The sequence below is a fragment of the Pseudonocardia aurantiaca genome, from assembly GCF_039526725.1.
Lineage (GTDB): Bacteria > Actinomycetota > Actinomycetes > Mycobacteriales > Pseudonocardiaceae > Pseudonocardia > Pseudonocardia aurantiaca.
Window position 1 is genome coordinate 1 of record NZ_BAAAJG010000022.1, and the last position, 12,190, is coordinate 12,190.

The window sequence follows — 12,190 nt, forward strand, 5'->3', positions numbered from 1 at the left end:
AGTGCGTGGTCGCGCCCCCGCCGCCACCTGTGTCGCTGCCGCCGGCACACGCCGCGAGGGCGGGCGCGGCGGCAGGGGCGGCGGCGGGCGCGGGTTCCGGCTCCGGCGCCGGAGCCGGCTTGCGGGCCTCGGCCGCGGCGAGCACGTCCTGCTTACGGATTCGCCCACCGACACCGGACCCGGCGATGGTGGTCAGGTCCACGTCGTTCTCCGCGGCGAGCTTGCGCACGAGCGGCGTGACGTACGGGGCGCCCTGCGCCTGGTCGGCGCCGCCCTCGTCACCTTCGGGGCGCTCGGGCTGCTCCGCGGCGACGGACGCGCGCTCGGCCTGCTCGACCTTGCCGTTGCTCGCCGCCGACTCTTCGACGGGCTCGCGCGGAGCCTGCTGCTGCGCGGGCGCGCTCTGCTGCCGCGCCGGCGGGGCGGCGGGCTCCTCCGCCGGGACGTCGGATGCGTCGCCGATGACGGCGAGCTGTCCGCCGACCTCGACCGTCTCGTCCTCGCCCGCGGTGATCTCCAGCAGCGTGCCGGCGATCGGGGAGGGGATCTCGGTGTCGACCTTGTCGGTGGAGACCTCGAGCAGCGGCTCGTCGACCGCGACGTCGTCGCCGACCTGCTTGAGCCACCGGGTGACGGTGCCCTCCGTGACGCTCTCGCCCAGCTCGGGCATGGTGACCGCGGTGCCGGAGACGGTGGACCTCGTGGCAGCGCGGGGGGCCTCGACGGGCTCGTCCGCCTGGCTCGGGGCCGCCTGGCTCGGGGCCGACTGGCTGGTGGCCGACTGGCTCGGCGGGGCGACCCGGGCCTGCGCGTCGGCCTCCGCCTTGGCAGGCGCTTGCACCGCCGACGAGCTCGCGCGGCTGGTCTCGACGTCGCCGCCGGAGTCGGACACTGCCCCGGACTCGTCGCCGATCAGGGCCAGCTCGCCGCCGACCTCGACAATCTCATCCTCACCGGCGACGATCCGCTGCAGCACGCCGGCCGCGGGCGACGGGATCTCGGTGTCGACCTTGTCGGTGGAGACCTCGAGCAAGGGCTCGTCGACCTCGACCCGGTCGCCCTCCTTCTTGAGCCACCGGGTGACGGTGCCCTCGGTGACGCTCTCACCGAGGGCGGGCATCTGTACGGAGAAGGCCATGGCGGGTCGGAGCTCCTCTTCCTGCGGATCGGGTTCGGTGGCCGGGGCTGATCAGCTGTGGCTGTGCAGCGGCTTGCCGGCGAGCGCGAGGTGCGCTTCCCCGAACGCCTCGTTCTGAGTGGGGTGGGCGTGGACGAGTGCGGCGACGTCCTCGGCCTGGGCATCCCAGTTGTAGACGAGCTGGGCCTCGCCGATGAGCTCGCCGACCCGGGCGCCGACCATGTGGATGCCGACGACCGGGCCTTGCGTGCCCTCGGCGCCTGCCTTGATCAGCTTGATAGCGCCCTGCGTCTGCAGGATCTGGCTCTTGCCGTTGCCTGCGAGGTCATACGTGAGCGTCTGGATCTCGCCGTGCTTCTCGCGGGCCTGCGCCTCGGTGAGGCCGACCGAGGCGACCTCCGGCTCGCAGTAGGTGACGCGCGGGATGCCGGCCTCGTCGATCGCAGGCGGGTTGAGGCCCGCGATCTCCTCGGCCACGAAGATGCCCTGCTGGAAGCCGCGGTGCGCGAGCTGGAGGCCGGGGACGATGTCGCCGAGCGCGTACACGTTCGGCAGGTTGGTGCGCAGCCGCTCGTCGGCGAGGACGAAGCCGCGCTCCATCCGGACGCCGGCCTCCTCGTAGCCGTGGCCCGCGGTGTTGGGGCCGCGGCCGACCGCGACGAGCAGCAGGTCGGCCTCGATCTCCTCACCCGACTCGAGCGAGACGGTGACGGAGTCCTCGGTCTGCTTGGCGCCGGTGAACTTCACCCCGGTCTTGAACGCGATCTTGCGGCGGCGGAACGCGCGCTCGAGCAGCTTGGAGGCGAACTCGTCCTCGTTGGGGACGAGCCGGGGGAGCGCCTCGACGATGGTGACCTCGGCGCCGAAGCTCTTGAACACCGATGCGAACTCGACGCCGATGACACCGCCGCCGAGCACCACGACCCGGTTCGGGACGTGGTCGAGGCGGATGGCCTCGTTGCTCGTGATGATGCGACCGCCGATGTCGAGCCCGGGGAGCGACTTGGAGTAGCTGCCCGTGGCGAGCACCACGTTGCGGCCGACGTAACGTTCATCACCCACGACTACCGTGCCGGGGGCCTCGAAGCGGCCCGTGCCCTCCACCAGGTTGATCTTGCGGGACTTCACGAGCCCCTGCAGTCCCTTGAAGAGCTTCGAGACCACGCCGTCCTTGTAGGCGTTGACCCCGGCCATGTCGATGCCGGCCAGTGAGCTCTTGACGCCGATCTTGTCGCCCTCGCGCGCGGCGTCGGCCACCTCGGCGGCGTGGAGCAGCGCTTTCGTGGGGATGCAGCCCCAGTGCAGGCAGGTCCCGCCGAGCTTGTCGCGCTCCACGAGCACCACGGACATGCCGAGCTCGGCCGCTCGCAGCGCAGCGGCGTAACCACCGGAACCGCCGCCGAGAACGACCAGGTCCGCGTTGTGCTCGGGCACGTGTGCACTCCCTACCGATCAACCGCCACGGGATGTGGACGAACAGCATGTGACGCCGCAGCCGTCATCTTGTCATCCGCCGGAGCCGCACGCGGCGGCTGGTGCTCCCGGGAGAAAAACGTACGTTCCGCGCGTTGAGGGATGCGGGAGGTGGCGGGAATGGGGCTGCTAGGCAAGCTGGGGTTGGGCGGTCGCAGGGGGGTGCTGCGCACCGCCGACAGCGGCGACGAGGCGTACCTGCGGGCGTGGGTGGCGGCGCACGAGGGGGTGGAGGCGTTCGTGGAGCCACGCACGACGGTCACCGAGACCACCATGCTGCTCGTGGACAAGCACGGCGCCTGGACCAGGCGGCGCATCTCCGGCCCCGCCGGCGCCCGCAAGCTCGCCCGCTCCGTCAAGATCCCCGTCTACGACGTGCAGCTGGTCGGCTACCCGAAGCGGATGCGCGACCACGACGCCCGCCAGCGCGCCCTGCGCGAACAGGAGCGCCGCCGCAACCTGGGCCGCTGACGCCGACCGAGCCCCGACCCAGCGACTCGCACACCCGAATCCAGCGACTCGCGCGCACCCAGACCCCGACTCGCGCGCACCCAGACCCCGACTCGCGGGGATGTGCGTGGATGTCCGCGAGTCGCTGTGGAAGTGCGGGCGAGTTGCGGTGTTGGTGCGTGTCAGCCGTTCGCGGCGATGTCGGCCAGCACCGCGTGCAGGGTGCGGACGGGCACGCCGGTGCCGCCTTTCGTCGTGTAGCCGTAGGGGCCGCCGCTGTGGAAGGACGGGCCTGCGATGTCGATGTGCGCCCACGGCAGGCCCTCGGGCACGAACTCGCGCAGGAACGTTGCGGCCACCAGCATTCCGGCCCACCGCGCGCCGGTGACGTTGGCGATGTCGGCGATCCGGGAGTCCAGCTCGCCGCGCAGGTGCGGGGGCAGCGGCATCGCCCAGCCGTCCTCGCCGGTGGCGCGGGCCAGCGCGGCGACGCGGTCGCGAAACTCGTCGCTGCCCATCACCCCGGCCGTGCGCAGGCCGAGCGCCACCTGCTGGGCGCCGGTGAGGGTGGAGGTCTCGACCAGATAGTCCGGCTCGTCCTCAGCCGCCCGGGCGATCGCGTCGGCGAGGATCAGCCTGCCCTCGGCGTCGGTGTTGAGCACCTCGACGGTGCGCCCGCCGTACATCCGCAGCACGTCGCCCGGCCGGTACGCGGTGGCGCTCGGCATGTTCTCGGCCATCGGCACGGTCGCCGTGACCGCCACCGGCAGCTCCAGCTCAGCGGCCAGCACGGTGGCGGCGATGACCGCGGCGGCGCCGCCCATGTCCGAGGTCATGTGGTCCATGTTCGCGGCCGGCTTGATCGAGATGCCGCCCGTGTCGAACGTGATCCCCTTGCCGATCAGCGCCACCTTCGCCCGCGGCGACGGCCCGCCCGAGTAGGAGAGCCGGACGAGCCGCGGCCCGCGCGCCGAGCCCTGCCCGACGCCCAGCACCCCGCCGTACCCGCCCTCGGCGAGCGCCGTCTCGTCGAGCACCTCGACGGTCAGGCCGGCCGCCTCGGCCACCTCTGCGGCCCTGGCGGCGAACGTCTCGGGGAAGAGGTCGTTGGGCGGAGTGTTCACCAGGTCGCGGGCCCTGCGCACGGCCGTGGCGACGGCGGTGGCGGTGCGCAGCGTCTCCGCCGCTCCGCTCTCGTCCTGCGCCAACAGGCCGACGCGGGCCACCGGTGAGCGCCCGTTCCCGTTGGAGCGATACGCGGTGAAGGTGTACGCGCCGAGCAGCGTGCCTTCCGCCGCCGCGGCGAGGTCGATGCGGCCCAGCGTGCTGACGGCGTGACCGGTGCCCGCGAGCGCCCGCGCCGCCGCGCCCGACGCCCTGCGCACCTGGTCCGCGCTCGGCACGCCGTCCTGGTCCGGCGCTCCCAGCCCGACCGCGACGAGCAGCGGCGCTGCGACCGAGCCGCGCGACGGGACCTTCGCGACGTCGTCCTGCTTGCCGCTCGCGCCTGCGACGGCGAGCAGAGCGGTGAGCTCGGCGTCCCCGCCGAACGCCGCCGCCACCTCGTCCGAGCCGGGAGCGAGGCGGGGCACTCCGTCGCCCTCGGTGGCGGGCAGGAGCCCGATCACCACGGCGTCTGCGTCTGCGGCGGCCGCGGAGCCGCTCGTGTTGTAGAGATCGGTGGGCACGCTTTTTTGTCCTCTCGAGTGTGGCCGGCCGGCGGAACGGACCAGATTGTTGTCGCTGTAGGTCCTTCGGCGAGACCGCTTCGAGATGCTAATGACACCCGCGTGCGGCCGGATCGGGCAGGCCCGGGTGCAAGGGTGGGCGGCGTGTCCTCGAGCGTGCAGCGCCGACTGGGTACCGCCGATGCCGTAGTGCTCGGGCTGGCCGCGATGCTCGGTACCGGCGTGTTCGCCGTCTGGGCTCCGGCGGCGGCGGCCGCCGGGCCGTGGTTGTTGCTCGCGGTGGCGCTGGCCGGAGTGGTGGCCGCGTGCAACGCGGCCTCCACCGCCGACCTCGCGGTCGCCCACCCGGAGAGCGGCGGCGGTTACGTCTACGGGCGCGAGCGGCTCTCGCCTGCCGCCGGGCGCCTCGCCGGTGTCGCGTTCCTCGTCGGAAAGACGGCGTCGGCCGCCGCCGCGGCAGGCGTGTTTGGCGGCTACGTGCTCCCGTCGCAGCCCCTGCCTGCGGCGATCATCGTGATCATCGCGGTCACGGTGCTGAACACGGCAGGCGTGCGCTGGACGTCCCGCGGAGCGTATGCGCTGGTCGGCGGCACGCTCACGGTGCTGCTGGTCGTCATCCTGGTCGGGCTGTTCGGGCCGGACGGCACGTCCGTCGCATCGGCGGCCACCACGGACGCCGTGCCGGTGGCGGTGCGCGGTGGTGTGCTCGGCGTGCTGACCGCGACCGGGCTGGTCTTCTTCGCGTTCGCCGGGTACGCGCGCATCGCCACGCTCGGCGAGGAGGTGCGGGAGCCGACGCGGACGCTACGGCGGGCGATCGCCGTCGCCCTGGGTGTGGCGCTCGTGACGTACCTGCTGGTGGCCGCCGCCCTGCTGGCGAGCCTCGGCGCGGACCGGCTGGCCACGGAGGCAGCCCCGCTCGTCGCGGTGGTCGACGTGGGCGGGGCCGGAGCGCTGGGTGTGCTCGTGCGGGTGGGTGCGGCGGTTGCAGCCGGCTCGGCGCTGCTCTCGGTGCTGGTCGGGGTCAGCCGCACCGCCCTCGCCATGGCCCGGCGCGGGGAGCTGCCCTGCCGCCTCGCGGTGATCAACTCGCGCGGCACCCCCGGCATGGCCGACGTGGCGGGCGGGCTCGTCACCGTGCTGATCGCCGTGCTCGCCGGCCCGGCGGCGGCGATCGCGCTCTCGGCGTGCTCGGTGCTCGTCTACTACGCCGTGATCAACCTCGCCGCACTGCGCCTGCCCGTCGCGCAGCGCAGCTGGCCGCACTGGACGTCGGTGCTCGGCCTGCTGATGTGCGTCGGGCTGGCGGTGCTGCTTCCTCTGACGCAGGTGCTGATCGCCGTCGCCGCCCTCGTCGTCGGCTGGACGCTCTGCACCCTGCTGCGGCGCCGCTAGGAGGGACGGCGCTCCTAGCGCCGCGCGTCGTCCAGCTCCTCGTACATCCAGACCAGGCGGTCGATCCGCCACAGCCGCGAGAACGACGAGAGCGGCGCCGGTGACGGTCGGCCAGACGTCGAGCATCACGAGGCCCCAGACGAGCAGTGCCGTGCCCACCACGCCGGGCGCTGCGACCAGGCGGAAGGCGCGGCGGTGGTGCGCGGGCACGCGGCCGGGCTCGGTGGCCCAGATCCGCTCGCCGTAGATGCCCTTCGATGCCCACGCCGTCGGCGCTTCCAGGCGTCCTCGTCCATCCCGAATGCGTGCATGACAGCGGAGACGGCGGTCGCCATCGGAGACCTCTCAGGAATGGGCGGTGAGCCCGTCGGCGAGGCTCTCGACGGCGAGGTCGAGAACCTCCTTGTAGGTGTCGCCGTACTCGGCCCGGTGCAGTACGAGCAGCCCGACCGACCGCAGCACGCCCACCACCGCCCCGGGCGTCGCGGTGACGAGCTCCCCGCGCGCCTGCGCCTCCTCGACGAACCGGACGAGTGGCGCCATGAGGTGCGGCTCGACGCGCCGCAACTCGTCGGGTCCCATCCGGCGGCCGACCGCGGCCAGCTCGTCGGGATGGGTGAGCAGGCGGCGGTAGAGCGCGTCCTCGTCGAGCAGGCGGACCGTCGTGCGCATCACGGCGACGAGCGCAGCCCGCGCCGGCCGCTGCGCGAGCGCCGTGGCCAGCTCACCGGCGAGCAGCGGGGCGCGGCGGACCATCAGCTCCAGGTAGAGCGCCTCTTTCGCGGGGAAGAACGCGTAGAAGCTGCTCGCCGCGATGCCGGCGGGCGCGACCAGCTCCGCGAGCGAGGTCTTGCGGAGGCCCTGTGTGGTGAACAGTCGGTGCCCGGTCTCGAGCAGCAGTTCGGTGATGCGCTCCCGCTCCGCCGCGGTGAAGGCGACCGCCACCAGGACCCTCCTCAGTGAGGCTATGAACGTATCAGTTTTTCATTCATAGGCCGCGAGATGTGCCTCACCCGCCGCGCGCACGCCCTCGACGTCGCCGGTCGCCAGCAGGTCGAGCAGCAGCCCCCGGGCGACCGCGAGCCGCAGCCGGGCGTGGGCCCTGGCCTTCTCCCGCGGCACCCCGCTGCGCACCGTCAGCTCGGTGAGCGGTTCCAGCCATTCCGTCACCACGCCCTCGAGCAGGGGGACGGCATGCGGCCTGCCCTGCAGCGCCTGGCCGTAGAGCTCGAAGAACAGCCGCTCCTGGGGCCACGTCGCGGGGTCGACCAGCTGCTCCCAGAACCGCTCAGCCTGTTCCTGCGGGCTGCGGCCGGGCTCGGCGAGCAGGGCGGCGAGACGGTCGCGCTGCTGCTGCTCGACGGCCTTCACGATCTCGACGAGCAGGCCCTCGCGCGAGCCGAAGTGGTAGATGAGCATCCGGTGGCTCGTGCCGATGGCGGTGGCGAGCGTGCGGAGGCTCAGGTCGCTCACCCCGTGCTCGGTGACGTACGCCATGGCCGCGGCGAGCAGGTCGTCCTTGGCGCCCATGTACCAGATGGTACGTTTCCGTACCAAGTGGTACATCGCTGGGAGGTCTGATGGAGTTCGAGCACGCCGTCACGATCGACGCCCCACCCGAGCGGGTCTGGGCCGTCCTGTCCGACGTCGAGAGCTGGCCCGAATGGACCGCGTCGATGACGTCGGTGCGCCGCCTCGACGACGGCGCGCTCGCCGTCGGAAGCCGGGCCGAGGTGCGCCAGCCGCGGCTGCCGGTGGCGCAGTGGGAGGTCACCGACCTGGACCCGGCGACGGGCTTCACGTGGGCGTCCGCCGGGCCGGGCGTCCGGACCGTCGGTGAGCACCACATCGCCCCCGCCGGTGACGGAACGGCGCTGCGGCTGCGGATCGTCCAGACCGGACCGGTCGGCCGCATCTTCGGCGTGCTCGGCGGCGGATTGACTCGGCGCTACCTGGCCATGGAGGCCGACGGGCTCAAGCGGGGCAGCGAGCACCCAGGCACGGCGGGCGGAGCCGGCGGGGTGGGCAGGCACTAGCGTCCCGTGGCGTGGACGACCGCCTGGACGACCTGCTGACCAGCCCGCTGCACGACCGGCACACCGCGCTCGGTGCCACGCTCGGCGCTTTCGGCGGCTGGTCGATGCCGATCTCCTACCCCGCAGGCACCGTGGCCGAGCACACCGCGGTGCGCTCGGCCGTCGGTGTGTTCGACGTGAGCCACCTCGGCAAGCTGTCGATCACCGGGCCCGGCGCGGCGGACTTCGTGAACCGCTGTTTCACCGCCGACCTCGGGAAGATCGGGTCGGGGCAGGCGCAGTACACGCTGTGCTGCGCCGAGTCCGGGGGAGTCGTCGACGACGTGATCGTCTACCTCGTCGGCCCGGACGAGGTGCTCGCCGTGCCCAACGCCGCCAACGCCGCCCGGGTGGCCACGATGCTGCGCGCCGCGGCCCCCGACGACATCGGGGTCGCCGACCGGCACCGCGACCTGGCGGTGCTGGCCGTGCAGGGTCCGAGGGCACCGGAGGTGCTCGTCAGCGTGCTTCCGGGTGCGGCGGACCTCGCCGGCATGGACTACATGGCGTTCTCCGACGTCGCGGGCCTGCGGGTGTGCCGGACCGGCTACACGGGCGAGCGCGGCTACGAGCTGCTCGTGCCCGCGGACGACGCGCCCCGCGTGTGGGACGAGCTGCTGGCGGCGGCCGAGGCGCTCGGCGGTGGGCCTGCCGGACTCGCCGCTCGCGACACCCTGCGCACCGAGATGGGCTACCCGCTGCACGGACAGGACCTCTCCGAGGACATCACGCCGGTGCAGGCGGGCAGCGGCTGGGCGGTGGGGTGGTCGAAGCCCGAGTTCTGGGGCCGGGAGGCGCTCGTTGCGGAGAAGGCGGCCGGCCCGGCGCGGCGGCTACGCGGGCTGCGGGCCACCGGCCGCGGCGTCCCGCGCCCGGGAATGGACGTCCTGGCCGGTGGGGAGCGGGTGGGAACCACCACGTCGGGGACGTTCTCGCCGACGCTCAAAACCGGCATCGCGCTGGCGCTCATCGACACGGCCTCCGGTGTGGGCCTCGACGACACGGTTACCGTGGACGTGCGCGGCCGGTCGCTCGAGTGCACCGTGGTCAAGCCGCCGTTCGTCGAGTCGCACGTCCGCTGACCCGGCTCGGTACCACCGGGATGGTCGGACGTCCGACCGTTGCCCCACCCAGTACCGTGCTGAGCATGAGCGCGCAGTTCTCCCGCACCCTCAACCCCGCGCCCGTGCCGGCGGACCGGCGCGCGCAGATCGTCGCTGATCCGGGGTTCGGCCGGTACTTCACCGACCACATGGTCACGATCCGGTGGAAGGCGGGGGACGGCTGGCACGACCCCGCGGTCGTGCCCTACGGCCCGCTCAGCCTCGACCCGGCCTCCATGGTCCTGCACTACGGGCAGGAGATCTTCGAGGGTCTCAAGGCCTACCAGCAGCCCGACGGCTCGGTGGCCTCCTTCCGGCCCGAGGCCAACGCGGCGCGCTTCCGCAACTCCGCGGCCCGGCTCGCGATGGCCCAGCTTCCCGACGAGCTGTTCCTCGCCTCGCTCACCGAGCTGCTCAGCGTCGACCGGGCCTGGGTGCCGCCTGCGGGTGGCGAGGAGTCGGTGTACCTGCGCCCGTTCATGATCGCCACCGAGGTCGGCCTCGGTGTACGGCCCGCCACCGAGTACCTCTACCTGCTCATCGCCTCGCCGGCAGGCGTCTACTTCCCGGGCGGCGTGAAGCCCGTCGACGTCTGGCTGTGCACCGACTACACGCGCGCCGCGCCCGGCGGCACCGGTACCGCGAAATGCGGCGGGAACTACGCCGCGTCGCTGCTCCCGCAGGCCCAGGCCGCCGAGCACGGCTGCGCGCAGGTCGCCTACCTCGACGCCGTGGAGCGCAAGTGGGTCGAGGAGATGGGCGGCATGAACATCTTCTACGTCTTCGGCACCGGGGACGCCGTCGAGGTCGTCACGCCGGAGCTGTCGGGCAGCATCCTGCCGGGCATCACCCGCGACTCGCTGCTGGTGCTGGCCAAGGAGCTGGGCTGCCAGGTCACCGAGCGGCGGATCTCCGCCGAGGAGTGGCTCACCGGCTGCGCGGACGGGCGGATCAGTGAGGTGTTCGCCTGCGGGACGGCCGCCGTGATCACGCCGATCGGACGGGTCAAGCACAACGACGGCGAGGTCACGGTGGGCACCGGCGAGCCCGGGCCGATCACGATGAAGCTGCGGGGCCTGCTCACCGACATCCAGCGCGGCACGGCGCCGGATACGCACTCCTGGATGCGGACGCTCGTCCAGGCCTGAGGATCGGAACGCCGCGGCGGACGGGACCCCGTCATCCGCGGGCACCGGATCCTGGCGCGGCGGTGAGAGCCGCCACGGCCTCCGCGAGGAGATCGCGCACGGGCCGGGGCTCAATGTCGAGCAGCGCCGGGAGGTCGGAGTCCCGCCGGTCCAGCAGCCCGGCGCCGAGGTTCGCGAACATCGAGATCGTGTGCGCGACCTGATACGGCTCGGCGCCGCCCGCGCTCAGTGCGGCCCGCACGTCCGCGAGGCTCACGGGCTGGTAGCGCACCGGCCGGCCGACCCCCGCCGAGAGGATCGCGGCCACGTCCGCGCCGCTCACGGCGGTGACACCCTCCAACTCGTACGTCCGTCCCGCGTGACGGCTCCGGGCACCGCCGGCGAGGTCCGCGTCCGACTGGGCCGCCACGCGCGCCGCGACGTCGGCGAGGTCCTCGCGAGCCACCACGGCGAGCCGGCCCGCACCCCACGGCGCCGCGAAGACTCCGGTGGCGGCGGCCTGCTCGGCACCGGCGAGGACGATCCCCGCCAGCAACTCCGCGTAGAGCCCGTTGCGCAGGACGGTCACGTGGAACGGCGCCCCGCCGAGCCTGGCCTCCGTCCAGCGGTGGGCCAGGGCGATGCTGAGCCGCTCGCCGGATCCCGCCAGGCTGGTGTAGACGACGTGCCGCACCCCGGCGCTCGCCGCGGCGTCGACGGCAGCCCCGTGCCGGGCGAGCACGACATCGTCCTCGGCGAAACCGGCAGAGACGAGCACGAGCACGTCGACGCCGGCGAACGCGGACCGCAGTGTCTCCGGCCGGTCGAAGTCGACCTGCCGTGCGGAGCTGTTCCCGGGTGCTCGGGTGCCGCCGACGACCGGGGCGCCGCCAGCGGCCAGTCGATGCAGGACGAGGCCGCCGAGAGCCCCCGACGCGCCGGTTACAAGGATCATGGCGATCCATCCCTTCCACGGTTCCGATTCGTGACCGGCTCATCGTCGGTAACCTCGGGGAAGATCGTCAGGAGGCACTTCCATGTCTGTCGCGCACACCGCGGTAACCCCCCAGGTAGGCGCCCAGCCGCCCATCGGCCCGTGTGGCGAGGACGACTGCGGCATCCGCGGCGTGCTCGACCGGCTGGGCGACCGGTGGACGGTCCTGATCGTCGTCGAGCTCGCCAAGGGCGTCCGGCGCTTCCGGGAGCTGCAGCGGGCCGTCCCCGGCATCTCGCAGCGGATGCTGACGCTGACGACGCGCCGGCTGTGGCGCGACGGGCTGGTCGAGCGCACGGTGCACCCGACGATCCCGCCGCAGGTCGAGTACCGGCTCACGGCGACGGGACGCAGCTTCGCCGAGGTCGTCGCACACCTCGCCGAGTGGTCAGCGGTGCACAAGGACGAGATCGCCCGGTCACGCGAGCGATGGGAGGCCGACCACGGGCAACTGTGAGCCCACCGGGGGGTCGATCAGGTGCCGGCCAGCACCACCAGTACCGCCGTCGTGGCCAGCTCGCCGGCGGCCCCCAACACGTCGCCCGTCATCCCGCCGAACCGGCGGGCCGTGTGCCACGAGAGCAGCACGACCACCGCCGCGGCGACTGCCACCCCGATCGGCGCGCGCGGCCCCAGCACGGGCAGCGCGGCCGCGGCCAGCGCCACCCACCACACGGGCGCGACCCACCACGCCTGCGACCCGGCGACGATCGCGCCGAGCCCGCCGGGCCGGGCGGCGGCGACCCC

13 protein-coding genes are annotated in these 12,190 nt (G+C 73.3%); 6 read left to right on the forward strand and 7 right to left on the reverse strand.

Annotated elements, in window-relative coordinates; all coding sequences use genetic code 11:
* Both ABD143_RS28100 and lpdA read right to left on the reverse strand, forming a co-directional pair.
* A partial coding sequence (locus ABD143_RS28100) for a biotin/lipoyl-containing protein (protein WP_343984453.1) occupies window positions 1-1,138 on the reverse strand: 1,138 nt, incomplete at its 3' end.
* Window positions 1,139-1,189: 51 nt separating this feature from the next.
* Window positions 1,190-2,572 carry a dihydrolipoyl dehydrogenase gene (gene lpdA, locus ABD143_RS28105; protein ID WP_343984454.1) on the reverse strand — a complete coding sequence of 461 codons (1,383 nt, stop codon included), beginning with the start codon at window positions 2,570-2,572 and terminating at the stop codon, window positions 1,190-1,192.
* Between the two features lie 159 nt (window positions 2,573-2,731).
* Between lpdA and ABD143_RS28110 the strand changes: the two genes are divergently transcribed.
* Complete coding sequence (locus tag ABD143_RS28110; protein ID WP_343984455.1) at window positions 2,732-3,082, forward strand: oxidoreductase; 351 nt, start codon at window positions 2,732-2,734, stop codon at window positions 3,080-3,082.
* A 161-nt stretch (window positions 3,083-3,243) separates the two neighbouring features.
* Here ABD143_RS28110 and ABD143_RS28115 read toward each other — a convergent pair whose 3' ends face one another.
* Window positions 3,244-4,749: a leucyl aminopeptidase gene (locus ABD143_RS28115; RefSeq protein ID WP_343984456.1), complete on the reverse strand. Its 1,506-nt coding sequence runs from the start codon at window positions 4,747-4,749 to the stop codon at window positions 3,244-3,246.
* A 144-nt stretch (window positions 4,750-4,893) separates the two neighbouring features.
* Between ABD143_RS28115 and ABD143_RS28120 the strand changes: the two genes are divergently transcribed.
* Complete coding sequence (locus ABD143_RS28120; RefSeq protein ID WP_343984457.1) at window positions 4,894-6,144, forward strand: APC family permease; 1,251 nt, start codon at window positions 4,894-4,896, stop codon at window positions 6,142-6,144.
* 345 nt (window positions 6,145-6,489) lie between these two features.
* Here ABD143_RS28120 and ABD143_RS28125 read toward each other — a convergent pair whose 3' ends face one another.
* Both ABD143_RS28125 and ABD143_RS28130 read right to left on the reverse strand, forming a co-directional pair.
* Window positions 6,490-7,089 carry a TetR/AcrR family transcriptional regulator gene (locus tag ABD143_RS28125; RefSeq protein WP_343984458.1) on the reverse strand — a complete coding sequence of 200 codons (600 nt, stop codon included), beginning with the start codon at window positions 7,087-7,089 and terminating at the stop codon, window positions 6,490-6,492.
* Window positions 7,090-7,128: 39 nt separating this feature from the next.
* The gene (locus tag ABD143_RS28130; RefSeq protein ID WP_343984459.1) at window positions 7,129-7,674 is read right to left on the reverse strand and encodes a TetR/AcrR family transcriptional regulator; all 546 of its coding nucleotides are present in this window, start codon (window positions 7,672-7,674) and stop codon (window positions 7,129-7,131) included.
* A gap of 50 nt (window positions 7,675-7,724) precedes the next feature.
* Between ABD143_RS28130 and ABD143_RS28135 the strand changes: the two genes are divergently transcribed.
* From ABD143_RS28135 to ABD143_RS28145, 3 genes are all read left to right on the forward strand, one after another.
* On the forward strand, window positions 7,725-8,180 hold the full coding sequence (locus ABD143_RS28135) for an SRPBCC family protein (protein WP_343984460.1): 456 nt from the start codon (window positions 7,725-7,727) through the stop codon (window positions 8,178-8,180).
* Between the two features lie 11 nt (window positions 8,181-8,191).
* Complete coding sequence (gene gcvT / locus ABD143_RS28140) at window positions 8,192-9,301, forward strand: glycine cleavage system aminomethyltransferase GcvT (protein WP_343984461.1); 1,110 nt, start codon at window positions 8,192-8,194, stop codon at window positions 9,299-9,301.
* 65 nt (window positions 9,302-9,366) lie between these two features.
* A complete protein-coding gene (locus ABD143_RS28145) occupies window positions 9,367-10,470 on the forward strand; it encodes a branched-chain amino acid aminotransferase (RefSeq protein ID WP_343984462.1) in 1,104 nt (367 codons plus the stop codon).
* Between the two features lie 31 nt (window positions 10,471-10,501).
* Here the strand turns inward: ABD143_RS28145 and ABD143_RS28150 are convergent, their stop codons facing one another.
* Window positions 10,502-11,404 carry an NmrA family NAD(P)-binding protein gene (locus ABD143_RS28150; RefSeq protein ID WP_343984463.1) on the reverse strand — a complete coding sequence of 301 codons (903 nt, stop codon included), beginning with the start codon at window positions 11,402-11,404 and terminating at the stop codon, window positions 10,502-10,504.
* Window positions 11,405-11,486: 82 nt separating this feature from the next.
* Between ABD143_RS28150 and ABD143_RS28155 the strand changes: the two genes are divergently transcribed.
* Window positions 11,487-11,900 (forward strand): winged helix-turn-helix transcriptional regulator, encoded by a 414-nt coding sequence (locus ABD143_RS28155; RefSeq protein WP_343984464.1) that lies wholly within the window; start codon window positions 11,487-11,489, stop codon window positions 11,898-11,900.
* 17 nt (window positions 11,901-11,917) lie between these two features.
* Here ABD143_RS28155 and ABD143_RS28160 read toward each other — a convergent pair.
* The coding region (locus tag ABD143_RS28160) for an adenosylcobinamide-GDP ribazoletransferase (protein WP_343984465.1) at window positions 11,918-12,190 on the reverse strand (273 nt) is incomplete at its 5' end.